This window comes from Roseovarius sp. SK2 (genome assembly GCF_028807495.1).
GTDB classification, from domain to species: Bacteria; Pseudomonadota; Alphaproteobacteria; order Rhodobacterales; family Rhodobacteraceae; genus Roseovarius; species Roseovarius confluentis.
This window is the reverse complement of record NZ_JARAMK010000002.1, coordinates 529,008-554,506: the sequence shown is the minus strand read 5'-3', so window position 1 is coordinate 554,506 and position 25,499 is coordinate 529,008. Positions and strand designations below refer to the sequence as shown.

The 25,499-nt window shown below is 60.0% G+C and carries 30 protein-coding genes and 1 riboswitch; of the genes, 13 read left to right on the top strand and 17 right to left on the bottom strand.

Going from position 1 to position 25,499, the window contains the following annotated elements; genetic code table 11:
- The first annotated feature begins 103 nt into the window (after positions 1-103).
- From PVV74_RS06985 to PVV74_RS06960, 6 genes are all read left to right on the top strand, one after another.
- A complete protein-coding gene (locus PVV74_RS06985) occupies positions 104-655 on the top strand; it encodes a hypothetical protein (protein ID WP_274592705.1) in 552 nt (183 codons plus the stop codon).
- A 117-nt stretch (positions 656-772) separates the two neighbouring features.
- Entirely contained in the window at positions 773-997 is a 225-nt protein-coding gene (locus PVV74_RS06980) for a hypothetical protein (protein ID WP_274592704.1), read from the top strand.
- A 208-nt stretch (positions 998-1,205) separates the two neighbouring features.
- A riboswitch (cobalamin riboswitch) is annotated at positions 1,206-1,394 on the top strand.
- 102 nt (positions 1,395-1,496) lie between these two features.
- The gene (locus PVV74_RS06975) at positions 1,497-2,507 is read left to right on the top strand and encodes an ABC transporter substrate-binding protein (protein ID WP_274592703.1); all 1,011 of its coding nucleotides are present in this window, start codon (positions 1,497-1,499) and stop codon (positions 2,505-2,507) included.
- A gap of 2 nt (positions 2,508-2,509) precedes the next feature.
- A complete protein-coding gene (locus tag PVV74_RS06970) occupies positions 2,510-3,562 on the top strand; it encodes a FecCD family ABC transporter permease (protein WP_274592719.1) in 1,053 nt (350 codons plus the stop codon).
- Entirely contained in the window at positions 3,559-4,320 is a 762-nt protein-coding gene (locus PVV74_RS06965) for an ABC transporter ATP-binding protein (RefSeq protein WP_274592702.1), read from the top strand. Before PVV74_RS06970 ends, PVV74_RS06965 begins: the two co-directional genes overlap by 4 nt.
- A gap of 10 nt (positions 4,321-4,330) precedes the next feature.
- On the top strand, positions 4,331-4,747 hold the full coding sequence (locus tag PVV74_RS06960; protein ID WP_274592701.1) for a pseudoazurin: 417 nt from the start codon (positions 4,331-4,333) through the stop codon (positions 4,745-4,747).
- A 223-nt stretch (positions 4,748-4,970) separates the two neighbouring features.
- Here PVV74_RS06960 and PVV74_RS06955 read toward each other — a convergent pair whose 3' ends face one another.
- Positions 4,971-5,651, bottom strand: coding sequence for a type 1 glutamine amidotransferase domain-containing protein (locus tag PVV74_RS06955; protein ID WP_274592700.1), 681 nt, complete (start codon positions 5,649-5,651; stop codon positions 4,971-4,973).
- Between the two features lie 130 nt (positions 5,652-5,781).
- On the opposite strand from PVV74_RS06955, the gene PVV74_RS06950 reads away from it, so the two are divergent.
- On the top strand, positions 5,782-6,714 hold the full coding sequence (locus PVV74_RS06950) for a LysR family transcriptional regulator (protein WP_274592699.1): 933 nt from the start codon (positions 5,782-5,784) through the stop codon (positions 6,712-6,714).
- Positions 6,715-6,948: 234 nt separating this feature from the next.
- Here PVV74_RS06950 and PVV74_RS06945 read toward each other — a convergent pair whose 3' ends face one another.
- From PVV74_RS06945 to PVV74_RS06905, 9 genes are all read right to left on the bottom strand, one after another.
- Positions 6,949-7,581, bottom strand: a complete 633-nt coding sequence (locus PVV74_RS06945; RefSeq protein WP_274592718.1) for a tyrosine-type recombinase/integrase — start codon at positions 7,579-7,581, stop codon at positions 6,949-6,951.
- 305 nt (positions 7,582-7,886) lie between these two features.
- The gene (locus tag PVV74_RS06940) at positions 7,887-8,213 is read right to left on the bottom strand and encodes a YnfA family protein (RefSeq protein WP_040546036.1); all 327 of its coding nucleotides are present in this window, start codon (positions 8,211-8,213) and stop codon (positions 7,887-7,889) included.
- A gap of 56 nt (positions 8,214-8,269) precedes the next feature.
- Positions 8,270-9,622, bottom strand: a complete 1,353-nt coding sequence (locus PVV74_RS06935; protein WP_007803574.1) for a dihydrolipoyl dehydrogenase family protein — start codon at positions 9,620-9,622, stop codon at positions 8,270-8,272.
- Positions 9,623-9,644: 22 nt separating this feature from the next.
- Positions 9,645-11,075, bottom strand: coding sequence for a mercury(II) reductase (merA, locus tag PVV74_RS06930; RefSeq protein WP_274592698.1), 1,431 nt, complete (start codon positions 11,073-11,075; stop codon positions 9,645-9,647).
- 1 nt (position 11,076) lies between these two features.
- The gene (locus tag PVV74_RS06925) at positions 11,077-11,214 is read right to left on the bottom strand and encodes a hypothetical protein (RefSeq protein ID WP_007803572.1); all 138 of its coding nucleotides are present in this window, start codon (positions 11,212-11,214) and stop codon (positions 11,077-11,079) included.
- Positions 11,211-11,597: a mercury resistance system transport protein MerF gene (gene merF / locus PVV74_RS06920; protein WP_274592697.1), complete on the bottom strand. Its 387-nt coding sequence runs from the start codon at positions 11,595-11,597 to the stop codon at positions 11,211-11,213. The genes PVV74_RS06925 and merF overlap by 4 nt, the downstream gene beginning before the upstream one ends.
- Positions 11,594-11,845 carry a hypothetical protein gene (locus PVV74_RS06915; RefSeq protein ID WP_072629817.1) on the bottom strand — a complete coding sequence of 84 codons (252 nt, stop codon included), beginning with the start codon at positions 11,843-11,845 and terminating at the stop codon, positions 11,594-11,596. The genes merF and PVV74_RS06915 overlap by 4 nt, the downstream gene beginning before the upstream one ends.
- Before the next feature lie 30 nt (positions 11,846-11,875).
- Entirely contained in the window at positions 11,876-12,178 is a 303-nt protein-coding gene (locus PVV74_RS06910) for a hypothetical protein (protein WP_040545980.1), read from the bottom strand.
- Between the two features lie 15 nt (positions 12,179-12,193).
- Positions 12,194-12,601: a mercuric transporter MerT family protein gene (locus PVV74_RS06905; protein WP_007803565.1), complete on the bottom strand. Its 408-nt coding sequence runs from the start codon at positions 12,599-12,601 to the stop codon at positions 12,194-12,196.
- Positions 12,602-12,677: 76 nt separating this feature from the next.
- On the opposite strand from PVV74_RS06905, the gene PVV74_RS06900 reads away from it, so the two are divergent.
- Positions 12,678-13,091, top strand: a complete 414-nt coding sequence (locus PVV74_RS06900) for a MerR family transcriptional regulator (protein WP_153218054.1) — start codon at positions 12,678-12,680, stop codon at positions 13,089-13,091.
- A 432-nt stretch (positions 13,092-13,523) separates the two neighbouring features.
- Here the strand turns inward: PVV74_RS06900 and PVV74_RS06895 are convergent, their stop codons facing one another.
- Positions 13,524-13,733 carry a cold-shock protein gene (locus PVV74_RS06895; protein WP_274592696.1) on the bottom strand — a complete coding sequence of 70 codons (210 nt, stop codon included), beginning with the start codon at positions 13,731-13,733 and terminating at the stop codon, positions 13,524-13,526.
- A gap of 847 nt (positions 13,734-14,580) precedes the next feature.
- Here PVV74_RS06895 and PVV74_RS06890 point away from each other — a divergent pair.
- A complete protein-coding gene (locus tag PVV74_RS06890) occupies positions 14,581-15,600 on the top strand; it encodes a PAS domain S-box protein (protein WP_274592695.1) in 1,020 nt (339 codons plus the stop codon).
- Between the two features lie 384 nt (positions 15,601-15,984).
- Here PVV74_RS06890 and PVV74_RS06885 read toward each other — a convergent pair whose 3' ends face one another.
- The 5 genes from PVV74_RS06885 to PVV74_RS06865 are packed head-to-tail and all read right to left on the bottom strand — an operon-like array spanning position 15,985 to position 19,964.
- The gene (locus PVV74_RS06885; RefSeq protein ID WP_274592694.1) at positions 15,985-16,896 is read right to left on the bottom strand and encodes a polysaccharide deacetylase family protein; all 912 of its coding nucleotides are present in this window, start codon (positions 16,894-16,896) and stop codon (positions 15,985-15,987) included.
- Positions 16,893-17,627: an SDR family NAD(P)-dependent oxidoreductase gene (locus PVV74_RS06880; protein WP_274592693.1), complete on the bottom strand. Its 735-nt coding sequence runs from the start codon at positions 17,625-17,627 to the stop codon at positions 16,893-16,895. The genes PVV74_RS06885 and PVV74_RS06880 overlap by 4 nt, the downstream gene beginning before the upstream one ends.
- Entirely contained in the window at positions 17,624-18,406 is a 783-nt protein-coding gene (locus PVV74_RS06875; protein WP_274592692.1) for an SDR family NAD(P)-dependent oxidoreductase, read from the bottom strand. Before PVV74_RS06875 ends, PVV74_RS06880 begins: the two co-directional genes overlap by 4 nt.
- Positions 18,406-19,368 (bottom strand): agmatinase, encoded by a 963-nt coding sequence (gene speB / locus PVV74_RS06870; RefSeq protein WP_274592691.1) that lies wholly within the window; start codon positions 19,366-19,368, stop codon positions 18,406-18,408. The genes PVV74_RS06875 and speB (PVV74_RS06870) overlap by 1 nt, the downstream gene beginning before the upstream one ends.
- Positions 19,365-19,964: a TetR/AcrR family transcriptional regulator gene (locus tag PVV74_RS06865; protein WP_274592690.1), complete on the bottom strand. Its 600-nt coding sequence runs from the start codon at positions 19,962-19,964 to the stop codon at positions 19,365-19,367. Before PVV74_RS06865 ends, speB (PVV74_RS06870) begins: the two co-directional genes overlap by 4 nt.
- A gap of 186 nt (positions 19,965-20,150) precedes the next feature.
- Here PVV74_RS06865 and PVV74_RS06860 point away from each other — a divergent pair, with 186 nt between their 5' ends.
- From PVV74_RS06860 to speB (PVV74_RS06845), 4 genes are all read left to right on the top strand, one after another.
- Positions 20,151-21,215: an ABC transporter substrate-binding protein gene (locus PVV74_RS06860; protein WP_274592689.1), complete on the top strand. Its 1,065-nt coding sequence runs from the start codon at positions 20,151-20,153 to the stop codon at positions 21,213-21,215.
- A gap of 79 nt (positions 21,216-21,294) precedes the next feature.
- Positions 21,295-22,116 carry an ABC transporter permease gene (locus PVV74_RS06855; RefSeq protein WP_152477387.1) on the top strand — a complete coding sequence of 274 codons (822 nt, stop codon included), beginning with the start codon at positions 21,295-21,297 and terminating at the stop codon, positions 22,114-22,116.
- A 1-nt stretch (position 22,117) separates the two neighbouring features.
- Positions 22,118-22,954, top strand: coding sequence for an ABC transporter ATP-binding protein (locus PVV74_RS06850; RefSeq protein WP_274592688.1), 837 nt, complete (start codon positions 22,118-22,120; stop codon positions 22,952-22,954).
- 36 nt (positions 22,955-22,990) lie between these two features.
- Positions 22,991-23,953: an agmatinase gene (gene speB, locus PVV74_RS06845; RefSeq protein ID WP_274592687.1), complete on the top strand. Its 963-nt coding sequence runs from the start codon at positions 22,991-22,993 to the stop codon at positions 23,951-23,953.
- A 456-nt stretch (positions 23,954-24,409) separates the two neighbouring features.
- On the opposite strand, the gene PVV74_RS06840 is transcribed toward speB (PVV74_RS06845), so the two are convergent.
- A complete protein-coding gene (locus PVV74_RS06840; protein ID WP_274592686.1) occupies positions 24,410-25,483 on the bottom strand; it encodes a serine hydrolase domain-containing protein in 1,074 nt (357 codons plus the stop codon).
- Positions 25,484-25,499 lie beyond the last annotated feature (16 nt).

The following is a 25,499-nucleotide window of genomic DNA, read 5'->3' as shown; positions in this document are numbered from 1 at the left end:
GCTCTGGGCTATCGCCCGCCTGCGCCAGAAGCCATAGTCCAGATGGACCAAAGGCCGATCATGCACTAACAATCAAATTGGACCACTTAGATGGGGCCGATCAATGGAAGAAACTGGCTACTCAGAAAGGAGTATACGAGGCGCGTTCGCGGAATTGGAAGAAAGAGGCGCTTTGAAACGCTATCGGGCAGCGCAGCGATCGCGCAATCAGTTCCTGATATTTTCCGTGGACGAGCTGGGGCAGAATGCACGGCTGGCACAGCTGAAGACGCGCGCAGGACAACGAGTTGGCATGCACCCGGTTGCCGCAACTCCTGCAATACGCTGCCGCTCAAACGTGAAGCGGACTGCACCCGAAACAATAAAAGAAACTAAAAAGAAAAAGGAAAAAGCTGAGAAAACGAATGCACTGAGTTCGATGGCACCTACCAAAGTTCTAGACAAGTCCTCAGTGGAAATGGGGCTAGGAGATTTTGAGAAACGTGTCGCGAAAGTCTTCGAACGAAAGGGATACGGCTACGAAGGCTTGATGGAGCTTTCAGCGCGCGAAATGGAACGGGTGCACGGACAGATGCTGGTTGGCGAACTGTCGTTTGCCGAGGCTGTGTGCAGTCTCTTGGAAACATTTAGACTTCTCAAGGAACAGGGATCATGAATAAGTGCGCGGCCCAGAGCGGGCATCCACGAGCTTCGCAGCGAAAGGCTGCTCGGAGCCTTTGCACGACGATGGTGCACATGTAGGGTATCACCCCGAAGATAGGAGATATGAAGAATGCTAGGTCAATACGCTATGGTGGTTGCAGAAGGCGTCTGGCTGATAGCATTTTTTAGCTTCATGGTCTTCACCTTCTACAGGCATTTTTTCGTGCAGCCGTTTAATCACTTGGAACTGCGTGACCCAACTCACGAAAGCTACAGCTTTAACCGGAAGGTGCTTCTGGTGTTCGCAGCGATACAATTGAGCGGCTTGCTTCTCTTCGGTCTGTTTCCTCGCTAATAGACGTCAAATGTGACCAAGACCTTCGGTACTTGATGGTCCAGAGTCTGCTTCTCCCGCAAAGCCGACCTTCACGCACCTTGCGGCGGACGTCTGGAAGGAGCCCGTATTTCCATATGCTGCGGAAAGGCCGAACGGCAGCTATGGCGATCACATACGACTGGCAGCACGCCCACTCATAATGCGCTTGCGGCGGGGCGGAGATTCTGCGACTGATCTCGGTGTCGGTTTCCTTCGGGAATGAAAAGGGAATCCGTTCCGGCCTTGGCCGGTAAACGGAACTGCCCCCGCAACTGTAGGCGGCGAGTGCCTCTCGAATGCCACTGGGATTATCCCGGGAAGGCGAGAGGTGCGGGAACCCGCCAGTCAGGAGACCTGCCGACGGACATGAAACTACGACCGGACGGGGTGTGCCGGGGCGGGAAACTCGACGTGGTCGTCTTGGCCTATTCTGTTTCACGTCTTGCCCCTGACGGTCCTATCTGACGGGACGGATCGGATGAGACAGAACTTGATTGCAGCCACCTTGGTGGCCAGCGCCGCACTTCCCCTGCAAGCGCAGGAAACAAACTACCCTCTCAATCTCACGAATTGTGGTGTCGAAGTATCCTTTGACGCCGCTCCGGACAGCGCAGTGACTATTGGCCAGTCAGCGACTGAGATCCTCTATTCTTTGGGTCTTGCGACTAAGGTCTCGGGCACCTCGGTCTGGTTCAATCCGGTCCTGCCGGAATTCACCGAGGTGAACGAAGGGATCGAGCGGATTGCCGATAACGACCCGAGCTTCGAGAGCGTGGCCGCGAAGAAGCCCGGCCTGGTTGCCGTGCAATACGAATGGCACGTCGGCGAAAGCGGGATCGTGGGGACGCGCGAGATGTTCCATGACATCGGCATCCCCACCTACATCATGCCGGCCGATTGTGACACCAAGGACAATTCCACCGGCGGGGACGGCACGCGGACGGGAGCCTTCGAGACGGCGTCCGTCTACAAGGGCATCCGGGAGTTGTCGGAGATCTTCGACGTGCAAGGCGCGGGCGAAACTCTGGTTGCAGAGCTTGAGGCTGTTGAGGCCAACGCGGTCGCCCGGGCCGAGGGGGTCGATTTGCCGGACGATCTGTCGGCGGTATTCTGGTTTTCTTCGGCCGATCTGGAGATCGATCCCTATGTCGCCGGGCAGCTCGGCGCGCCGGGCTACATGATGGGCGCTCTCGGCATCGAGAACGTTATCGACTCGGATGAGGAGTGGCCGACGGTCGGATGGGAGACCATCGCCCGCGCTGATCCGGACATCATGGTCATCGCCTATATGGATCGCCGCCGCTTTCCGGCCGATGATGTGGAGAAAAAGCTGGAGTTCCTGCGCAACGATCCAGTGGCAAGCCAAATGACGGCTGTTCAGGAGGGGCGGATCGTACAGATCGACGCCCATGCAATGAGCGCGACAATGCGCTCGATCTACGGGCTGGAAACGCTGTCCGAGGCGCTCTCGGAGATGTCGTTCGAATGACGATGGTGGTCGCGCCGCCACGGGGCGCGCCGGGGCGCAGCCTGTGGGCGGCGCCCCTGATCCTCGGTCTCACCATTCTCGCCGGGACGGCTATCGGCGAGACACGGCTGCCGTTCGCCACCGTCCTTCAAACGCTGGCGAACCACGTTTGGGGCGCAAGCTATCCCGTGGACGAGATCGAGGCGGGGATCATCTGGAGCTATCGCCTCCCTCGAGCCATCGTCGCCGCCTGTTGCGGTGCGGGGCTGGCGCTGACAGGCGTCGTGCTTCAGGCGCTCCTGCGAAACCCGCTGGCTGATCCCTACCTTATGGGCCTTTCGGCGGGAGCCTCGACCGGCGCGATTCTGGTAACGGTTGCGGGCGTCGGCGGTGGCGTGATTTCCATGTCGTTCGGGGCACTGACTGGTGCGCTTCTCGCATTCGGGTGTGTCGTGTTCCTGGCCCATGCCGTGAGCGGAGGCGCCGGTGGCGGCCGCGCCACACAGGCTGCGGCCGCAATCATCCTTGCGGGCATTGCCGGATCGCAGATGTTCAATGCGTTCACGGCCTTCACCATCGCCCGCTCGGCCAATGCCGAGCAGGCACGGGGCATCATGTTCTGGCTGATGGGCAACCTTTCTGGCATTCGTTGGGAAGATGTCACGGCCTGCACGCTGGTCTCCCTTGCTGGGGTGGGCCTCTGCCTCTGGCACCGGCGCGGGCTTGACGCCTTCACCTTCGGGGCGGACGGGGCGGCATCGCTCGGGATCAACGTGCCGGCCCTGCGCGGTAGCCTGATCACCGCAACCGCGATCATGGTCGGCGTTCTCGTCTCGAAGGTGGGGGCAATCGGCTTTGTGGGGCTGGTCGTCCCCCATGCCATGCGGTTTCTCGTAGGCACGCGCCACGACCGTCTGGTGCCCGCATCTGCCCTTGCCGGGGCAGTGTTCCTTGTCGCGGCCGATGTGATCAGCCGCGTCATAGTCCCGGGTCAGGTCCTGCCCATCGGAGTGGTGACCGCGCTCGTCGGCGCCCCGGCCTTTGCGCTGATCCTCGTTCGAGGTGCGCAGCGATGAGGATCGAAGTGCAGGCCCTGTCGGCGCGCGTGCATCGCACGCCGCTCCTTCAGAACATCACGCTCCGGATCGAACCTGGAGAGCTGTTCGGCCTGATCGGCCCTAATGGATCGGGCAAGTCGACGCTGATGCGCTGTCTCGCCGGGCTGCGCCGGGCTTCCGTCGGGCGCGTCCTGGCTGAAGGTGCGGACTTTGTAAGGATTCCGGCCCGGACGCGCGCGCAGCGCATCGCATTCGTTGAGCAGCAGGCCGACACCACGGATCGCCTGACCGTACGCGAAGCAGTTGAACTGGGGCGGACGCCCTACCTCTCGCCGTTGCGGGGCTGGAGCGGGGTCGACGATGCTGCAGTGTCGGACGCCCTTGGAGCGGTGGAGATGACCACGTTCGCCGATCGCCTCTGGCATACCCTCTCGGGCGGCGAACGGCAGCGCGTCCACATAGCCCGCGCGCTTGCGCAGACACCCGATCTCCTCCTACTCGACGAGCCCACCAACCACCTCGACATCCGCCATCAGCTTTCGCTCATGGAACTGGTCGGGAGCCTGCCGATAACCCGCGTCGTCGCGCTGCACGATCTGAACCAGGCCACGGCCTGCGACCGGATCGGGGTGCTCAACGGTGGTCGCCTTTTCGCGACCGGCTCCCCGACCGAGGTTTTGAGCGAGCCGCTACTTGCCGAAGTTTTCGGCGTGGCGGCCATGCGTCATGCCGGTCCGGACGGCTCGCCACGCCTCCATTTTTCTCATGCTCTGTAAAGGATCGCCCATGCGACTTCTAACCGCGTTGATCACCCTACTGCCGTCCATCGCATACGCCGAAACCCACGAAGTGAAAATGCTTACGCGCGGAGACACCGGCGCGATGCTCTACGAGCCCGCTCACCTGCAGATCGCTCCCGGCGACACGGTCCGTTTCCTGGCCACACAGCGCGGGCACAACGCAGCGTCCATTCCCGAGATGCTACCCGAAGGTGCCCAACGTTTTATTGGAAAAATCGACGAAGAGATCTCCGTCAGCTTCGAGATTAAGGGACGCTACGGCATCAAGTGCTCACCGCATTACGCCATGGGCATGGTGATGATTATCGACGTAGGGGACGTCGACGATGCGACGCCGCTGCCGGATGCAGTGCCGCGACGTGCGCGTGAGCGGATGTCAAAGATTCTTATGACTGGCGAATGATACCCAGAACGCGGTTGTCCGTAGGTGAAGCGGACCCTCGTTCATAACCCAGCGAAGGTCTGAAAAGTCCGCCCTGCCGACCTTCATCCTCCGATGATGCTGCGCGATGGACGAATGGCCGGTCTAGTGAAGCTGCACCGCGGCGATCGGCAAGGGACTGAACGGCTGGTCAGGGCCGTGAAGCGACTTGCGCCGCCCATTGCGGGGCGGCGCGATGAGAGACTTAGAGAAGCGCCAGAACCTTCTGTGCCGCCCCCTCCGACGAGGCCGGGTTCTGGCCAGTGACAAGGCGGCCATCGGAAATGGCGTAGGGCTGCCAGTCCGCCACGCCTTCGAAGGTGGCGCCAAGCTCACGCAGCATCGTCTCCAGCAGGAACGGCACCGCCTCGGTCAGGCCGACGGCGTCTTCCTCGCTGTTTGTGAAGGCGGTCACCTTGCGCCCCTTCACGATGGAAACGCCGTTCGCATCCACGACGTTCTTGAAGGCGGCGGGGCCGTGGCAGACCGATGCGACCACCTTGCCGCTGTCCCATGCGGCGCCGATGGCCTTGGCGGCCAGTGCGCTCTCGGCAAGGTCGAACATCGCCCCGTGACCGCCGGGGATGTAGAGCGCGTCGTAAGCGGTGACGTCCTCATCCTCGAGCCGACCGGGGGCTTTCAGCAGCGCCGTGGCCGCCGCGTCGGCGCGGAACCGCGTGACTGAGGCCGGGGCGTCATCCCCCGTCACGTCAGAGTTCGGGTCGATCGGCACGGGCTGGCCGCCCAGCGTAACCAGCGTGACGTCGTGGCCCGCGTCGAGGAACGCGTAGTAGGGGCTGGCCAGCTCTTCGTACCAGACGCCGGTGGGGTTGCCGGTGTCGCCCAGGACGTCAGCGGCGGTGGAGAGGATCAGAATACGTGCCATTTTCGGGCCTCCTTGGTGTATCGCATTGCCCCGTCGATCGTATTCGGGGGCGTCTCAGACCCCATATGGGCCTTTATACAGGAATCGAGAAATTGATGCGCTCCATGTCAGAAATCGATAAACCGGAGGGATGACCGCCGATATCGCCCTTCTGCGCGTCTTCCATGCCGTGATGGAGGAACGCAATGTCACCGCCGCGGCACAGCGCCTTGGCCAATCGCAAAGCACCGTCAGCGCAGCGCTCGCCCGGCTGCGCGTCGCCTTGGGGGATGAGCTGTTCCTGCGCGCCCGCTACGGGGTCGAGCCGACCGAGAAGGCGTTGCAGATCGCGCCCGACATCGCGGCGGGGCTGGACCGGCTGGAGCAAGCCTTCCGCGCCGCCGAACCTTTCGATCCGGCGCAGAGCACGCGGCGGTTCCGATTGTTGCTCGGCCCTTATGCCGAGGTCGTTCTGGCCCCGGCCCTGGCCGCGGCCTTTGTGCGTCATGCCCCGAAAGCACAGCTGGAGCTTACTCCGATCGGGCCGGATCTGGATCCGCGTTCGCTTGCGGGGCAGACCTTCGACCTCGCCATCGGGCGGTTTTCTCCGCCCCCGCAAGACCTTGTGGTTTCGGAGCTTTTCACTGACGGCTTCCGCTGCATCGTCGCGCCCGGTGTTCATGGCGTCGGGGCGGTTCTGGACCGCGACCTTTATGAGCGGCTGCCTCATGTCGTGGTGGCGCCGCCCGGCAAATGGCGCACCGGGCTGCAAAAGCTTACCGCCGATGCGGGCCTGCGTCGCAACACCGCCATGGTCGTCTCGCACTTCCTGACGGCGGCGACGACCGTTGCCGACATCGGCGGCATCGCCACGGTGCCGGCCCGTATCGCCGACATGGTCGCCAAGCCTTACGGCCTACGGAACGTGGCGGTTCCCCTGAATTTGGGCAACTTCCCGACCCAGATTGCGTGGCACCCCCACAACAGGCGCGACCCTCGTAACATCTGGCTTCGCGAGCTGTTGAAGTCGATCGCTTGCGGGAAAAGTGACAGTGGACGAAACGGCCAAGGCGCCAGCAATTAGAAGTATTCTGCGTTGCTTGTTCTTTCCAAGGCGCCGGTGCGGTCTTCTGCAATCTGCGCGTGAAATACACTCGATCGGTCGCAGCTGCATGTGCAGCGTCCGCCTTGCGGACCTCGGCCTCGTGGATGATGCTGCGCGGTCCTATGAAAGTCCGGTTTGGGGAAGCTGCGCCGCAGGGGTGGTGGTCCAGACGAATGGCTGGTCAGGGCCGTCTGTTAAGACGGCCCTTAGCCTTCAGATTTCTACCGCCTCGGCGATGGTCAGCGCATCTTCGAGTTCAACACCGAGATAGCGCACCGTGCTATCCATTTTCGTATGGCCCAACAAAAGCTGAACCGCGCGTAGGTTGCCGGTCTTGCGGTATATCTGCGCGACCTTGGTGCGCCGCATAGAGTGGGTGCCATAGGCGCTCGGCTCTAGGCCGATTGAGGTCACCCATTCACGCACCAGGCGAGCGTATTGCCTCGTCGAAATATGCAGGCGCTCGTGGAAGCGGCCAGGCCACAAATGTTCCGATCCGATCATCAAGGGATCCTCGAGCCAATCCGCGACAGCCTTTCGCGTTCCCTCGGTGATCTCGAAGCTGACCGGTTTACGCGTCTTGCTCTGGACGATTGAAGCGCGGTGCTTGACCTGTCCGGCAGCATAGACGTCAGCGACCTTGAGCTTTACTAGATCGCAGCCCCGCAACTTGCTGTCGATGGCGAGATTGAATAGCGCCAGCTCTCGGATTTTCTGCGCGATCTCAAGACGAACCCGGATCGCCCAGACGTGTTTCGGTGCAAGCGGTCGCTTCTGGCCGACGATCCGCCCCTTGTTCCAAGCTGGGCGACATGCACGAATTGCAGGCAGGTTTGTAGTTGGCATAGTGGTTGCTCCCATCCACCACGCCCACCACGTCCTCGGCAGCATGCCGACACCGATCATACCACACTCGCCACGCTTAAAGGCGATCAAGTCGAACAAAGCATGCCGCGCCGCCGCAAGTCTGCTTCGAGCCCACTTTGACCGATGCTGCGTAAAGGATGTATCGCTGCTTTCGAGGGCGGTAGAAAACCTGCTTGATCGCAGCCGCGATGCGGAGGGGAAGCAGCGCCGAGTTGTCGGAACGCGTGAACCAAAAGGCGATCTAATCGAACGATTCAGCGCTTCACCCCGTCTGCGGCTGCCTCTCAAATACTGCGCGGTGCCCAGAGAATAATACCCGCACCGACAAGGCAAATGACCGCTCCAACTACATCCCATTGATCCGGGCGATGCCCTTCTACGCCCCATAGCCACAGCAGGGACGATACGATGTAAACGCCACCGTAGACTGCATAGGCGCGGCCCGCCTGATCGGCGGGGCTGAGCGCCAGTAGCCAGGCGAAAGCGGCAAGGGACAGCATGCCCGGTGCCAACCAAAACACGCTCTTGTCCAGCCGGAACCAGGCCCAGAAAGCAAAGCATCCGGCAATTTCGGCCAGCGCAGCGGCGAAGTAGATAAGAACCGTCTTCATCGGGCCAGACATACGTTCCGAGGAGGATCGGGTCTATTGCGAAAAATCTTTCAAATTCAGAGAAGCGAGCCCAAATCCGATCCAACACTTGGATAGGCCGCCGTCATCGACTTAAGTTGCTTGGCCGCCAGGCCCAGCTTGATTGCCAGCCCGAAGAAATTGATCAGTTCGCCGTATTCCGGGCCGAACAGGTGCGCGCCGAGGATCTTGCCGTTCGACTTGTCCACGAGGACCTTCGCGGCAGCAGAGGTCTCGCCGATCCGGTAGTTCGAATACCAATCGCCAGTGTCGGTGAACCGAACATCGACATCATACCCGGCGTCCCTTGCCTCACTTTCCAACATACCGACACGCGCCACTTCCGGGACTGTGAAGACGGCTGTAGGAATACCGGCATAATCCGGTGCGGTCTGAGTGTCTTTGAGCATGTTGGAGGCCGCGACCTTCCCTTCGATCACTGCGACTGGCGTCAGCGGCATGCCATCGGTGTCGGCGCAATCTCCGGCGGCAAAGACCGCGCTGTTCGTCGTGCTTTGCAGATGCGGGGCTACAACGATGCCCTTGTCGCTGTAATCAACACCAGCCGCCTCAAGATTCAGATCGGCCAGGGCTGCCACACGGCCCGCGCCATGCACGACCAGATCGGTTTCGATTGTTCGGGTTTCATCGCCCGACTTCACCTCGACAGTGAATGCTCTACTGGCTTCCGAGACCGACACGATTTCGGTTTCGCGCATCAGGTCCACGCCGATACCGCCGCTGCGGTCGATCAGCATTTCGACCAGATCGGGATCGAAGCCGCGTAAGGGCCGGGCGCCACGATCCACGATGATCGGGTTGGCTCCGGCCCGTGCGGCGATATGCGCAAACTCGAAGGACACGAAGCCGCCACCGATAAAAAGAACCCGATTGGGAAGGGCCTCCAGGTTGAGGAAATCCGTGCTGTCGATCACGAGATCGGCCCCTGTGAAGCTCAGCGGCCTGGGCATGGCACCGGCGGCCACGAGGAACCGTTCCGACTGATATGCCGTTCCATCGACCTCCAGCGTGTTGCTTCCCGTGAACCGCGCGGCTCCATGCAGGGTTTCGACGCCGTTGCCCGACAGGCCCTTTTCCATCTTGTCCGGCACGGGATCGGTGAAGCCACGCTTGTGTGCCATCAGATCGGCCCAGTTGATCGACAGATCACCGGGATCGATCCCCTTGCCCTGCATGAGCCGTGCCGCGTCCATGATTTCCGCACCGCGCCGCAGGATTTTCTTTGGATCGCAGCCGCGCAATGCGCAGGTGCCGCCGTAGGGCAGCGCATCGACAATGGCGACACGCCATCCTGCCGCGCCACATTTGTTGGCCGCGGCCACGCCCGCCATGCCCGCCCCGATGACGATCAGGTCGTAGTCTTCATTCATTCTCCGGTCCTTGTCCTGATCTTCATCCGGCGCAGCAGCTCAACTTTGCCACGTCCATATCGAAGGTTTGCGCCGCCAGCTTCAGCCCTTCCACGGTCGTCAGATAGGGGAAGATCGTCTCCCCGAGCGCCTTTGTGGTCATGCCAAACTTCAGCGCCATAACGAGGGTCTGGATCGTATCGGACCCCTCGGGCGCGATGATCTGGCCGCCAAGCAGCCGGTCGGACTTTCTGTCCGCCACCAGCTTGATCAATCCGCGCGTGTCGCGTGCGGCCAGTGCGCGCGGCACCTGATCGAGCGGTACGATGGACGTCTTGACGTCGAGGCCCGCGTCCCGCGCCTGGGCTTCACCGAGACCGACGCCCGCGACCTGCGGGTCGGAAAACACCACCCAGGGCATCGCGGCGTTGTCGTAGCGATGGTCTTCGCCGAGAACCGCATTTTTGGCCGCGAGCTTTGCACCATAGGCCGCCATATAGACGAACTGGTCGCGGTCGGTCACATCGCCTGCGGCATAGATGCCGCGCACCGATGTCTGCATGTCGTCGCCGACGACGATGGACCCACGCGCGTCGGTTTCCACGCCGATTGCGTCCAGGCCCATATCTTTGGTATTGGCCCGCCTGCCAGCGGTCGAAACGAGGTGATCCGCCGTCACTTCGACAGGCTTTCCGTTCTGGATCACGCGCAGTGTCACGCCCGCGTCGTCGCGGCGCACAGTGTCGTAGCTTAACCCGGTCAGAAGAGTGATGCCTTCGGCCTCGAACGCCGCCGCCAATGCCTCCGAGACCTCTGGTTCCGCGCCGGGCAACAGATGCGAACGGGCGACAAGCGTGACCTTCACGCCCATGCGGCTCATCATCTGGGCCAGCTCCGCGCCGATGTAGCCCGCGCCGATGAAGATCAGGCTTTTCGGCAGTACTTCGAGTTCCAGAAGACTGGTGCTGTTGAGCGCGCCGATTTCCTCGATGCCGTCGATGGTCGGCAGAACGGGACGCCCGCCCGTGGCGATGATGGTCCTCGGTGCTTTCAGGGTTCGCTCACCGACTGTCACGCCACCTTCGATCAGCCGCGCGGGACCGGCGTCGATGTAATCGACATCCTCATATTCCGGCAGAAGGTCCGCGTATTTCTTCTGGCGCAGGGTCGTGACCAGATCGTCCTTGGACTGAACGAGCGTCTGCCAATCATCCACTTGTGCCCGACCCGACAGGCCGGGGAACCGCTTGGCAGCCCCCGCACAGTGCACGGCCTCTGCCGCACGGATCATCGCCTTGGAGGGCACGCATCCCACGTTGACGCAAGTTCCGCCGATGGTGCCATGTCCTACGAGGGCGACACGCTTTCCGGCATCCGCGCCGGTAATTGCGGCGGAGAACCCCGCCGATCCGGCCCCAAGAACGATCAGGTCATAGCCGCCCTGTTCATCGTCGGTTTTGTTCAGGTCTTTCATCTCAGCGCGCCTCGCCATGTTCGGGGTCTTTTGGTCTGGCGGCGAGCAGATATATGACCGCGCCGATGGCGATCAGCGGTGTCAACATGCCGAGGAGGCCGAAGACCATGCCGGTGGCGGTGCAACATCCCATCATCATAAGCGCGATCCTTTCTTTTGCGCACGGTTCAGGAGAACCGCGTAGAGTGCTGTGGCGGCGAAAACGCCGATTGTGATCCGTATTGCGAACCTGAATTCGAGAAGAATGATCAGGATCGACAGGGCCACCGCGAGGCCGGTGGCCCAAAGTTTCGGGGCCGGTCCCGGTTTGCCAGCGCGCAGCCAAAGGGCCTGTGCCACCACGGCGAGGCTGAAAAACAGCAGCGGGAACAGGGCGTAATCGAGCCAGCCCGTGAGGGCCGACAATCCGACGCCAGCGACGATGACGACCAGAAGCGGTGTAAAGCAGCAGAGCGCGGCGAAGAGCGCACCGCCAAGCCCCCATTTCAGCAGACGGTCGGAATTTTCAGGTGTGTCAGTCAAGGAGCCGTCTTTCTCTGTGATGGGTCGGGGCCGGAGGCGCGTTTCATTTGCGAACGACGCAGTGCGCGGACGATCAGGTAGGTCAGACCCGCCAAAACCAGCACGGCAATGCCACTCATTCCAGAGAGCCAAGCCCCAACGCCGCCGAACAACGCTGCAAGCACGGCAGTTCCGCCGCCGCAGCAGACGACCACGACCGGAGCTGCTATTCCGAAGGCCAGCAGGCCACCCATCAGATTGTCACGCATTGCAGGAGATTGTCACGCATTGCAGGCGGCTCAGGAGGCTGTGTCGGGCAGCACCTGCGCCGGATAGCCATTGGCCGTCACCGCGCCGATGATGCTTTCGATGGAAGTTTCGGCGTCATCGTAGGTCACGCTGTAAACACCCTGCCCGTATTCGGGGCCGTCCTCGAATGCGGCGATCTCGACCGACGGAACACCGCGCATCGAGCTGGCAACAATGAACGAACAGGACGGGCATGTCAGTTCGCTGACGGCGATCTCGACCTGGCGCTCTTCAGCGAGGGCCGGGGTCGAGAGTGCGACGATGGCCAGGGCGGATAACAGGAGATGCTTCATGGTCATGGTCCTCGTTCAGAATTTCAGGATGAAGGGGGTGATGTAGGGAAAGATCATGGCGACAGCGACAATCGCGGAAGCGGCCCAGAGGGTTGCGCGCATGATGCGGCGGTCGATGGGGCGGGCGCAGGTGCCATCGGCACAGGCCTCGGCATCTACAGGCTTGTAAGCCTTGTAGAAGCCGTATCCCAAAAACGCGGCGCTCAGCGCGAAGGTGTACCATTTGTAGGCATAGAGCGCCCCGAGCTGCGCGATGAACACGCCTGTCACGCCAAAGCTGACCAGCACCAATGGAAGGATGCAGCAAGAAGTCATCGCCAGCGCACCGAGGACGCCGAGGCCGGTCACGCCCCATCCCTTGGTGGTTTCGTCGCCAATTTTCTGCGACTGAGATTGCGGAAGTTCCGCCAAATGTTGTTCCATCGAATCTTCCTTGAACAGATGTTTCCACCGTTCTAGGGTCTGTAGTTGATACAGGCTCAAGGGATTTTTCGGCACAATGAGTAACACAAGCGTGAGATCAATTCGGCGGGGCGATTTGGCCCGCGCAACGGGCTGCAACCTGGAAACCATTCGCTATTACGAGAAAATCGGGATCATGCCGGACCCGCCGCGCAGTACGAAGGGCTACCGAAGCTACGACGATGCCCACGTCAAGCGGCTGAAATTCGTCATGCGGTCCCGCGATCTAGGCTTTTCTCTCGAAGAGGTTCGCGGGCTGCTTGGGCTGGTCGATGACCGATCCCGGACATGCGCCGAGGTGCAGATCATCGCCGAAGATCATCTGACTGACGTTCAGGCCAAGATTGCCGATCTGCAGCGCATCGAGCGCGTCCTGTCGGACACTGTTGCGCGATGCACCGGCGATGCTGCCCCAGAATGCGCGGTGATCGATGCGTTACTCGATGCTTAGTCCACCCTGAAGAAGAGGGGGCAACGGACCTTCGTGAACGGCGCAGCGAAAGCCCGAAAAGTCCGCTGAGCGGCCACCTGTGCAAAGCGCAGCGAACGGCTGCTTCCCGAATTTTTTCATCGTGCGCCGTTGCGATCATCATCGATGGGTCCTTCCGGGCCCCTCTCTGCACGCGGGTAATTCGCACCGCGTGTCGTAGCTGTTTGTGATTTTTGGCAGAGGTTGAGATTTGGGTTCTTGTTGTTCCCTTTGCGACAGCACATCCGCGTCTACATTGGCTTTTTTGCCGCGCAGCAGCCATCAGTGTGTACTGCAGCGAAGGTCGGCTTCGAGCTCGACATGCTTAATGGTCTCAACGCAGCGAATAGACTGCTTCTGCACTTTTCCAGTCAGCGACATTTGCTTCGCTGACCGGTATCATTTGGAGCTTGCTTACTGCAGCTGAAGGTTTTCAGCAGAAGACTTTCCGCGCATACGGTCTTCCACGATTTCAAACATGACCTTCGCGCCTTCTTTCAGGCTATCGAGGCCGGCGCGCTGAACCGCGCTGATATGTACGAACGTGTCACCGCTGCCATTTTCCAGTTCAATGAAGCCGTAGCCTTTGGTATCGTTGAACCATTTTACAGTGCCTTTAGTCATGAGATTATCCTTTCAATGACATTTGCGCCCGCCGGGATTGGCCAGGCTGCTTGCTGCTTTCAAACAGCAGATTTCGTGAACTCACCGATGTTGGAGAGCATAGGGTTTAAGCCGTCTCGGGCATGGGCTGGGTCGATCTTATGGTGTGGGTGAAAATCCCGCTTGCGAGATGTATTCCGCGCAGGCGTCATGGTCGCTGCGCGGCTTTCGGCATGGCCGGGGGGGGGCTGTCGGTCAAACGTATGTGGTTTCGCGCCAGACAAGCGATCGATCGCCGTTGGCACATGGTCTCTCTAATCTTCTAGGAAGCTCGTATGAAATAGCCACCGTCGTTTCTTTGCTCTCATGGAGCTACTCAAGACAACGATCTGGGGATCACGTACGAGAATAGTTTGCCGCTGACTTGATCATCCACACGCGGCGTTCCGACCCACCTAGAGGACAAAGGTGAAGAAAACAACAACTCATTTCGGAGCGGACTTCGGCCCAAAGGCAGCTTTGTCCCGCACAGCTGACGCTCGCCTTATGTCTGGTATGAGTTCGCTACCGGCCGATTGTGTTGAAAAACTCTCATACAGCGCGTCGGGGCCAAATTTGGCAGAACAATTTTCCGAATTACTCAAATTCCAGCATCATCAAGAGAGGCAATCAGCTCGTTGGCAAATAGTTTCCCACATTTCCGAAATTTGCAGACGCAGCAAAGAGTCTTTCAACGGTATCGGCCCGAAGCGACCGTTCGGTTTCTCTGCGGCGACTGGCTGATGTCGGGTGATCCAGCCTACGAATTCCATAGCGCCGCGGCTCGATGTGGCGTAGTGTACGTCGAATTTTTTGGAGGACATTCCAAGTGAACGTGCACGCTTCTGATACCGATGGACCTTCACAGGCCGACCTCTCGAGCAATCTGAACGACTATCTTGCTGCAATTGTCGAGAGTTCCGACGATGCGATCATCACCAAAAATCTCGATGGTATCATACAAACGTGGAATCCTGGCGCCGAGCGCCTGTTTGGCTACGCCGCATCAGAGGCCGTCGGGCAACCGATCCTAATGCTCATACCCGAGGACCGGCAGCACGAGGAAGTTGACATCATCTCGCGGCTTCGCCGCGGTGAGCGCATCAAACACTTCGAAACGCTCCGTCGGCGCAAGGACGGGAAACTCGTACCCATCTCTTTGACCATTTCGCCGGTAAAAAACTCGAACGGTGAGATCATTGGTGCCTCGAAGATCGCCCGCGATATTACTCATCTGGTTGACGCGGCCGAACGGCAGAACCTTCTCCTTACGGAGATGCGCCATCGGGTCGGCAACTGCTTTGCGGTTGCCGGAAGCCTCATTTCAGTCAATGCTCGACAGGCGGAGACAGCCAGTGAACTTGCAAGCTTGATGCGGGAGCGCTTGAGCGCGCTCTCAGATGCTCACAGGCTGGCCGTCACTGATCCGAGTGGAAAATCCGCTGGCAGCACCTCATTGCGTAATCTCATCATCTCAGTCGTCGAACCGTTCGCCGGCGATCATCTCTACGAGCTCGATGTCGAAGATATGCATATCGCTCCAGATGCGGTTACGCCGATTGCGCTCGTCTTCTATGAGCTCTGCACCAATGCAGCGAAATATGGCGCTCTTTCCCAGGGTGGTGGCGGTCTTCTGGTCGCGGCACGCCGAAACGGCGAAAGGTTTCGAATTGACTGGCGGGAGCAATGCTGTCTCGACCCACATGCCACGCAGAAAGAAGGTTTCGGCACACAGATGTGTGACAGCGTCGTGAAAGCCTCTCTCGGAGGCGTGGTTACGCGCCGGTTTGAAGTCTCGGGGATGACTGCAACGATGGATCTCGACCTCAAAATACTCGAGGCCCAATAGCCCCTCAAAAACGCCTTGTTCCTGGAGAGTTCGGCAAAGCGGACATTGGTACACCTACAGCCGAGGTCCGCTTCGTCCGCTGAGCGGTCATCTGTCCAAAGTGCAGCGAACGACTGCTTGCACCTATGCACTTGCGAGGCAGGCTCTTGTGTCCAGCTCCGCGCAAGCTTTCTTAGGGAAGATAAAGACTTCTGCTCACGTGAACGCGAAAAATTCGTCAGTTACGTGTTCGACTGTCAATCTGTCGTTCGCTGCAAACAGAACATTTGGCAGAGACGCACCTAGTCGCTGGCCAAGTTTTTTAAGTGCTGAACTGGTTGGATTTGCAATAGTGTGCGAGTAGTGGGGTGAATTTTCTCAAGCAGTGTTTCTCCAAATTTGCCCTTAGAGTGAATACTTCCGAACAGCGGCTTCGTAGACGGGTTCCGAATACGCCGGCACGGAGACGTGGCGCGGCACATATTCACCGGACTCGATGACTTTACGCAAATGGGCGGCGATCTCTTCCATCGGGGCGAACCAGACGTCTCCTGCATCGACCTCCTTTTCGAGAAAGTCCGCTACCACCTCCCACCGGGCCAATCGTCCAGTGGCAAAGGGATGCACAACTGCCACCCATAGCCCGCCATATTTTCGGATCGCGTTGAATTCCTGAATGTAGGGTTCGAACCCTATGGTTGGGGCCATGATATTGCCCATATATCCTAGGTCTTCGGACTGCACGAACTGCGGCCAGTCATCCAGTCCCCAATGCGTCGGCAGTTCCACCACGCTGCCCTTGGGCGTGTCCAGCATATAGGGCTGATCGTCGCCCATCAGCGAGGAATCATAAGAAAATCCGCGCTCGGCCAACAGGGTGCAAGACACGTCCGACATGTTGTAGAGCGGCGCCCGCCAGCCGCGCGGCGCCTGACCGGTAGCGCGTTTGAGAATGTCTATCCCCACGTCCAGCCAATGGGCTTCCTCATCGGGCGTCAATTCATTGGGATGCTCGTGAATATAGCCGTGATGGCCGATTTCGTTGCCGCCCTCCAAGATGGTCTCGACGGCCTGCGGATACCGCTCAACGCACCACGCAGGGATGAAGAAGGACTGGCGAATGCCCAGCCGCTTGTATGTCTCGACGATCCGCGGAATGGCCACTTCGGGGCCGTATTGCAGCATCGAGGTTGTGGCCGCCTTTCGATGGCTATCCTTGGGATGGCTGATATGTACAAGGCTGTCGGCATCCATGTCGAAGGTGACGCAGGCCGCGCACTTGGCGCCGTTGGGCCAGGGTACTGGATTAGCGATCATGGCATAATACTCCCACCGTTCACACCGATCCCCTGGCCGGTGATGTAATTTGCGTTGGGCCCCGCCAGGAACAGGGCCATCTGGGCGATTTCCTCGGGTTGACCGAACCGGGCCAGCGGAATCGACAGCTCTTTCTCGCGCCATTCCGGCGACATGTGCTCAGCCGCGAGCATCGCGGTGTCGATGGGACCGGGGCAGAGCGCGTTTACGAGAATCTCGGGCGCGAACTCCTTAGCCCAGGAGCGGACAAGGCCGAGCACGCCGTGCTTGGATGCGACATAGGGCGAGAAGGTCTCGCGACCGTAATAGGCAAGGTCCGATGCCACCATGATCAGCCGGCCTTTCCGCCCCTGCATCGCGCGCAAGGCCTCGCGCCCCACGAGGAACGACCCGCGCAGGTTCACGGCAATCATGCGGTCGAAATCGGCGGCGGAGGTCTTCAGCAGCGGGCGCTCGTCGATGATGCCCGCGCAGTTGACCGCCGCGTTCAGCGGCCCGGCTTTCGCGGCCTCTTCGAACAGGGACAGTACGGAGCCTTCGTCCGAGACGTCGCACTGGACGGTCTTGGCCTGACCTCCCGCATCCTGGATGGCGCGCACGGTGTCCGCGGGATCATTCAGATCGGCGCAGATCACCTCGGCTCCGGCCGCGCCGAACGCCAGGGCGCAAGCTGCGCCGATGCCGCGCCCGGCGCCGGTGATGATCACGGTTTGCCGGTCCAGACCGTTCATGCCATCACCTCGCCCCGGTCGAGATGATAGGCCTGCCCGGTGATGTCGCACGCGCCGTCCGAGGCGAGGAAAAGATAGATCGCCGCCATGTCATCCGGCTCCAGCAACCCGTCCAGCACCTGGCCGTCGATGATTTCCTGCATCACTTCCTGCTCCGACCGGCCGCTGCTTTGGACCATGCGCTCCAGCGTCAGCACGGCGGCCTCGGTCTTGACCCAGCCGGGGCAGACGGCATTCACGTTGATGCCGCGCGGGCCCAGTTCATGCGCAATAGAGCGCATGAAGCCCAGATTGGCGTGTTTCGAAGCGCAATAGGCCGAAAATTCCGCCACCGCCGTGCGGGCCCAGATCGAGGCAGTCAGGATAATGCGCCCACCCTTGTCCATCCGGCGTAGCGCGCGGCGGGTCACCAGGTAGGTGCCCATCACGTTGATGTCGATGATGCGGCGGAAGGTGTCTTCGACCACTTGGTTGGGATCTTCCAGTGGGGTGGTGCGCTCCAGCCCGGCATTGTTGATCAGCACATCGAGCGACGCGATCCCGTCTAGGGCCGCGTCGATCTGGGCCGTGTCGGTGATGTCGCAGCGGATAGGGGTGACGGCATTCCCAGTCTCTGAAGAAAGTCTGTCCGCCGCCTCGAACACCCCCGCGTCATCGGCAAGGATTCTCAGGTCGGCGCCCGCCCGGGCAAAGCCACGCGCCACGCCCAGCCCGATGCCCCGGCTGGCCCCGGTAATCAGGACGGATTTGCCCGAGAAATCATAAGAAACCTTTCCCATTATCCAGCCTTTCGGTTGTGCATTATCCGGCCGATCGTGTTCATCAGCACCTGCGCGGCGAGGATCGAGGTGGTGCCGGTGTGGTCGTAATCCGGCGCCACCTCGACCAGGTCTATGCCTACGATGTCACCCCTTTTGGTCAGCCCGTCCAGAAGTTCGAGAACCTCGTAGTAGAAAAAGCCGCCATGGCTGGGCGTGCCAGTGCCCGGCGCGATGGACGGATCGAACCCGTCTATGTCCAGCGTCACGTAATAACGCGCGCCCTGCGGAATGCGCTCTAGCACCGCGGACACGCCCTTCGCGCGGACTTGGCGGACCGACAGTATATCGGATCCCATCTCCCGCGACGCGTCATAGCCGTCCTTCGCGGTGGACGAGACGTTGCGGATACCAAGCTGAGTCAGCCCGGTCACATAATCCTTTTCCGCCGCGCGGCGCATCGGGTTGCCATGGCCGAAGCGGACGCCGTGCCGTTCGTCCACGAAATCCAGATGCGCATCGATCTGCACCACGTGAATCGGCTCCTGATCGTCAAAGGCGTTGATGCAGGGGATGTTGACCGAATGATCGCCCCCCAACGTGACGGGCAGCGCGCCGGCGGCTAGGATCTTGCGCACGCCGAGTTCGATATTGGCATGGCTTGTCTCGGTGTCGGTATGCACGATATCCGCGTCTCCGATATCGACGACGCGCACCTTGTCCGCGGGCAGATAGGTCACATCATCCTCGTGGTCATAGGCGCCGCCATGACCGAAGGAGAACAGGGTCGAGGCCTCGCGGATACCGCGCGGTCCAAATCGCGCACCCGCGCGCCATTGCGTGCCGAAATCAAAGGGCGCGCCCAGAATGGCCACATCGGCGTCGATGGCATCCCAATCCTGCACATAGGGGTTCTTGCCAAAGGTGGAAATGCCGACGAAAGGCAGGTCTAGGCGACCAGTTTCGTATCCGTGTTGCGTCATGCAGTATTTTCCTTCGCCTTGCGGGGTGTTTTTTCGGCAAATATGACCGACAGATCGCGGCGAAACTGCCGGTCGGCGCCTTCTTCATCCTGGTTGTCATCCGAGATGAAGAGGAAAAACCGGATATTCTGCATCTCGAACAACATCTCGGCAAAGGCGCGCGCGTCGAGGTCACGGTTGAGCGTGCCGCGCGCCTGATAGGCTTCCACCAGTTCGGTCATGATGTCGGTCAGCGCATTGTCGAGACTCCGATAGGTGACGCCGAACTGCTTTCCGCCCTGCAGGATGCTGGCCGCCACGACCTCGCGCCAGGTCGGCTTGGCCAGATAATTCATCGCGTGATGGCGCATGATCGAGCCGAACCGCGCCACAGCGTCGACCATACTGTTCGGCAAATCGCCGGTGAGGCCACGCAGTTGGTCGATCAGGCGCACGTCGCTTTCGCGGACGAGTTCCAGAAGCAGGTTCGCCTTGGTTCCGTAATAATTGTAGACGGTCACGGCGGACACGCCGGCATCGGTGGCGATGCTTTCAATGGTGACCGCGTCGTAGCCTTCGTTCTGAAAACGTGTTCGCGCGCTTTCAAGAATGCGCATCGAACGATCCAATTTCTGCTGCTTCCTCAGTCCCACGCGCGCTGCGCCTCCCTCGATTCTGACGCTGTTGGTTCTGTTTTAGGAAACCGGCGCGGCAGGCGTTAAAAAAACTCTGGACAGAAATTATTTTTAGTTACTATAAATTCTTAGTCAACTAAAAATTAAACGATAGACTGGGAGATTGAAATGCTTGGACGAATGAAGGCGACTTGGGTCGCATGGATGGCCATGGCGGCCGCCACAGCCGGGGGAGCGGCAGCGGAACAGGTGAATGTCGGCCTGTGCGTGTCTTGGCCGGGCTATGCTATGCTGGAACTGGCCAAGCAAAAGGGGCTGGCCGAAGAGTACGAAATCAATTCGGTCATCTTCGACGACCCGCTGGGCGGACATGCGGCGCTAGCGGCGGGCCAGATAGACATCTACGAATGCACCGGCGATTATACACCGCTGGCAATCGAACGCGGCACAGGTGTAGTGAACGTGGGCTTCGCGAACCCGTCCTACGGTGTCGATCACATCATCCTGGCCCCAGGTGTGACGGTCGAGAATATTCAAGGTAAGAGCATCGGTGCGCCGCAAGCTTATATCGGCCAGTTGCAGATGGGTGTGTGGCTCGACAATGCTGATGTGCCATTCGACTCGGTCGAATGGGTCAATCTTCTGGCAGACGAGGCGGTAGGCCCCATGCTGTCGGGCGATCTGGCGGCGGCCTATCTCTACGAGCCGTGGATTACCAGAGTCATGGAAAATTTGCCCGGCTCCACCTCGGCAGTCGACACCGGCGAGGACTGGATGCTGGAAACGGGCATCTTCACCGATGTGATCTACATGAACGGTGATTTCATCAAAAACCGCCGCCAGGTTGCGCTCGACATGCTGAAAGCGCGCTACGACGCCGTTGGTTGGTGGAACGAAAACACCGAAGAAGGCAACCAGATTATGTCGGATTTCCTGCGTTGGCCGCTGGCCGATGTAGAATCGGTGATCGGTACAAACGGCAAGTATCTCGAAGGCGGGATTTACATGTACGACTTCGACGAATCCGCGCAACTTTGCGGCGTTCTGGACGGAGAGCCGCCCTTTAACATCGGGAATGGCTCGATCGAGGATGTGATTACCACGATCAACGAGTACTGGGTGCGGATCGGGCTGATGTCAGAGGTGCAGGACGCATCCAAGGGCGTCGACTGTTCGCTCATGGGCGATCTGGTCGAGGCGGGTTATCGCCAGTCCATCGAGGCAAAAGAGTAACGCTCTCAACATCTCAATCGGGGGGCGGTCACGCGCCGGCCTCCGACAGGACCCACACCAGACAGCACAGGCTTATCTCATGCCCCGCACCTCACAGGCCGCTCCGCGCAAGCGCTGGCTGGCATTGCGCGAACCGGTTTCTCAGAGCCAGTCCCTGATCTCGGCCATCTTCATTTGGACCCTGTTCTTCGCGATCTGGGAGGGGGTGTCTTTGGCCGGATTGGTGAACGATCTTCTGGTGCCCGCCCCCCACACGGTGCTGACGACGCTGGTGGATATGTTAATCAACCGCGATCTTCTTTCCGACATCCTGATCAGCGTCTGGCGCGTGGTTTTCAGCTTCGGCATCGCCTGCGCAGTTGCTGTTCCGCTGGGGGTTGCGATGGGTGCGTTTCCTTCCATCGAAGCGGTGTTCAACCCGTTCGTCTCGGCTTGGCGCTATCTGCCCGCGCCGTCTTTCATTCCGATCCTGTTGATGTGGTTCGGCACCGGAGAAACCCCCAAGATCGCGCTTCTAGTGATCGGGGTGGTCTTCTTCCTGATCACGCTGATCATGGATCACACGCGGCAGGTGCGGGCCGAACTTGTCGAAACCGGTCTGACACTGGGCGGCAATCGCTTGACCATCGTGCGCACGATCATCTTCCCGGCGGTCATGCCCAATATCCTGATCGCCATGCGCCAGATGCTAGCCGTGACATGGACCTACCTGGTCATCGCCGAGATCGTGGCCTCCACCACCGGTATCGGCGCGATGATGATGCGCGCCCGCCGGTTCCTGCACACCGATGAGATCATGGCGGGCATCGTGGTGATCGGCGTGTTGGGGCTCAGCTTCGACATCTTGTTCCGCAAGCTGCATCGCTGGCTTTTCCCATATCTCTATCACAGGGGGCATTGACGTGGCCGATCTGAAATTGAAATCGCCCGGCACCGCCGAAAGCGGCCCTGCTGCCAAGTTGCGTATCGAGGGCATTTCCAAGCGCTTTCCCCTAGGCGGCGGGCGCGAGATCCTGGCGATCGAAGAGGCATCCTTCACGGTGGAGCAGAACGAGATTTGCATCATCCTCGGCCCTTCGGGCTGCGGCAAGTCGACGGTTCTGCGGATGATCGCCGGACTGGAGCGGCCCTCCACAGGCGTTTTGAAGCTGGACGGCACGGAAATATTCGGTCCGGACCGCGAACGCGGGATGGTGTTTCAAGCCTATACCTCCTTCGATTGGCTGAGCGTGCGCGGCAACGTGGAATACGGAATGCGCATCAACAGCGTTCCGGTCGAGGAGCGCAAGGCACGAGCACAGAAATTCATTGATCTTGTGCATCTTGGCGGGTTCGAGGATGCTTACCCGTCGCAACTTTCGGGTGGCATGAAACAGCGCGTCGCCATCGCGCGCACCCTCGCCAACGATCCGGCGCTGTTGCTGATGGACGAACCCTTCGGCGCACTGGACGCCGAAACCCGCTGGCATATGCAGGAATTGCTCGTCGGCATCGCCGAGGCGGCCAACACCACCACCGTCATGGTGACCCATGACATCGAAGAGGCCATCTTTCTCGGTGACAAGATCGTATTCATGTCGAGCCACCCGGGCCGCGTGCACAAGATCATCACGCCGGAATTCAAAAAGGGCCGGCGATATGAGAGCAAGGAAGAGGTGCTTGATCTCGACGGATACTCCGAGCTTGAAAAAGAGATCATGCGCCTAATGCGCCAGCAGGGCGGTAAGGATACGCCCTGAACGCCACTCCGCTAAGAAAGACTGAAGGGGACCGCCATGAGCGATCTGGACTACCAACCCGTTTCGGGTTTCGACCTGCCTCGCTTCGCAGGTATTCCCACCTTCATGCGCCTGCCGCATGTGGGCGTCGATGACGCCAAGCTCAGGGAGGTGCAGATTGGCCTGATCGGCGTGCCCTGGGACAGCGGCACCACTAACCGTCCCGGCCCTCGGCACGGGCCGCGCCAGCTGCGCGACCTATCCACGATGATCCGCGCGCAAAACGGGATAACGGGTGTTCGCCCCTTCGAAATGGCCCGCTGCGCCGATCTGGGCGACGTGCCGCCCAACCCCACCGACATCCTGGACACCATGGAGCGGATCACAGGCTTTTACCGCAAGGTTGTCGCCGCCGGCATTGTGCCGCTGACGGCGGGCGGCGATCACTTGTCTTCGCTTCCAATCCTGCGGGCAGTCGCGAAACAGTCGCCGGTGGGCATGATCCATTTCGACAGCCACACGGATCTTTTCAACGGTTACTTTGGCGGCACGAAATACACGCATGGCACCCCTTTTCGCCGTGCCGTAGAGGAGGGTCTGTTGGACCCGGCCCGCGTTTGCATGATCGGAATTCGCGGCACCACCTATGACAATGAAGACCGCGATTTTGCCAAGAGAGCCGGGATCCGAGTTATTCCTATCGAAGAATTTCATGATCGTGGTGTGACTGATGTCATGCGTGAGGCTCGCGAGATCGCGGGTGTGGGTGACACCTATATCTCTTACGATATTGACTTTGTTGACCCGGCGTTCGCTCCTGGCACCGGTACTCCCGAAGTTGGCGGGCCGAACAGCTTTCAAGCGCTCGAAGTGGTTCGCCAATTAAACGGAGTACGGATCGTGGGTGCAGATGTGGTTGAAGTATCACCTCCGTTCGATCCTTCGGGTAATACCGCCTTCCTCGGAGCATCTGTCATATTTGAGTTGCTTTGCATGATGGCGAAGGCATTTGTGAAGTAAACGGACCAAGAACGCTGGAATCGGACTTCTGGCAGGGCATCGCTTGGCAAGGCCTGCGAATTTCGCAAACTTTTTTGGGGCAGCCCGTTCAAATGGAATGGGCGGATTGAGGGGGGGGGTGATGCCAGGCACCTTGCAAACGGTGTTTTTTGTCGAACCAGCCGTAGGAATTTCTTGAGGCCGGGAAGAAACCCCTGATGGGCGACAAAGCACGTGAGGTGACCAATTCCAAACTCAAGGGCTTTGAGACAGAGGAGACGCACTGAAGGAGGTGGTCGCTGATCTAATGCTTGGTATCCGGTTAACTTTCGGACTTGTCGCGCGAACCGGTCGTGTAGTCCGGCGAGATCCAGTCGGCAGGAACCAATCAGCAGGAAGCCAAAAAATGGCTTCCTTCCCATTAAATTCAGTCTGCCCTCTGAGCGCAGTCAAGGGGGCCCACCAGACGTTAAAGTCCTATTTTTGAATTACAGCCACCAGAGCCTCGAGGAAGCTCTGTGTCTTGGTTGGTGCAAGCCAGCGCATCACGGCGACAACGTCATCCTCCGGATCGATCCAGATGCAATGCCCGCCCGCTCCCAGAGCACTGAAGGCGCTGGATGGCAAATTGGGGTTGGCGTCACCCCCGCGGTTCAGCCACCACAGGAAACCGTACTTGTCGAGTGTAGGTGTCGGGGAAACGGACTGCGCCATCCAGTCTTCGGGCAGGATCTGACGGTCGTCCCAGCGACCGTTCTGACTGATGAACAGTCCAAAGCGTGCGTGATCATCGGCACTGATGACCAGACCGCCGCCCCAATGGCCGCCGCCGGTGACAGATTGCACTTTCTGTCCGTCAATCTCTACCCAGGATGTGGAGTACCCGTCCCAGCGCCAGCCGTTCGACGCGCCGATCGGGTCCATTATCCGTTCGCGCAGGATATCCGGCAGGGGACGGCGGAACCGACACAGCAAGGCATAGGCGAGGGCATTCACCCGCACGTCGTTGTATTCGTAGTAAGTTCCGGGGCGGCCAACCTGGCGCAGTTGCCCTTTCCGACTATTGTCCGCGCCTACCCCAATTTGGCGGAAATGGTCGATCTGGTCGTCCTTGCCGAAGAGCTCTCCGCGCCATTCGCTGTTCATCTGCAGCATGTGGCGCCAGGTTATCCCTCGGTTGTGATCGCTGGAAAAATGTGGCCCCTCAACGGTGACGCTGACGGGTTCGTCCAAGTCCGTGATGAGCCCGTCCTTCACGGCGATGCCGGCGAGGACAGACAGGTAGCTCTTAGCGATCGAAAACGTCATGTCAGGCCGATCTGTGTCACCCCATTCCGCGACACGTTCGCCGCGATGCAGGATAACGCCGGCAGGACCGCCGCGCTCTGTCACTGGACCGACGACTTCGGCCCAGGGACCGGACTCGTTCCATTCCGCACTTCCCGCATACGTGCAGTCCGCGTGGTACATGCTCCGTGGCCAGCTGGTTTCATTTGCGAGGGCGATATCGACAACAGGTCGAAGGGCCGGATCTACGGCTTGAGAGGTCATGTTGGGTCTTTCTATT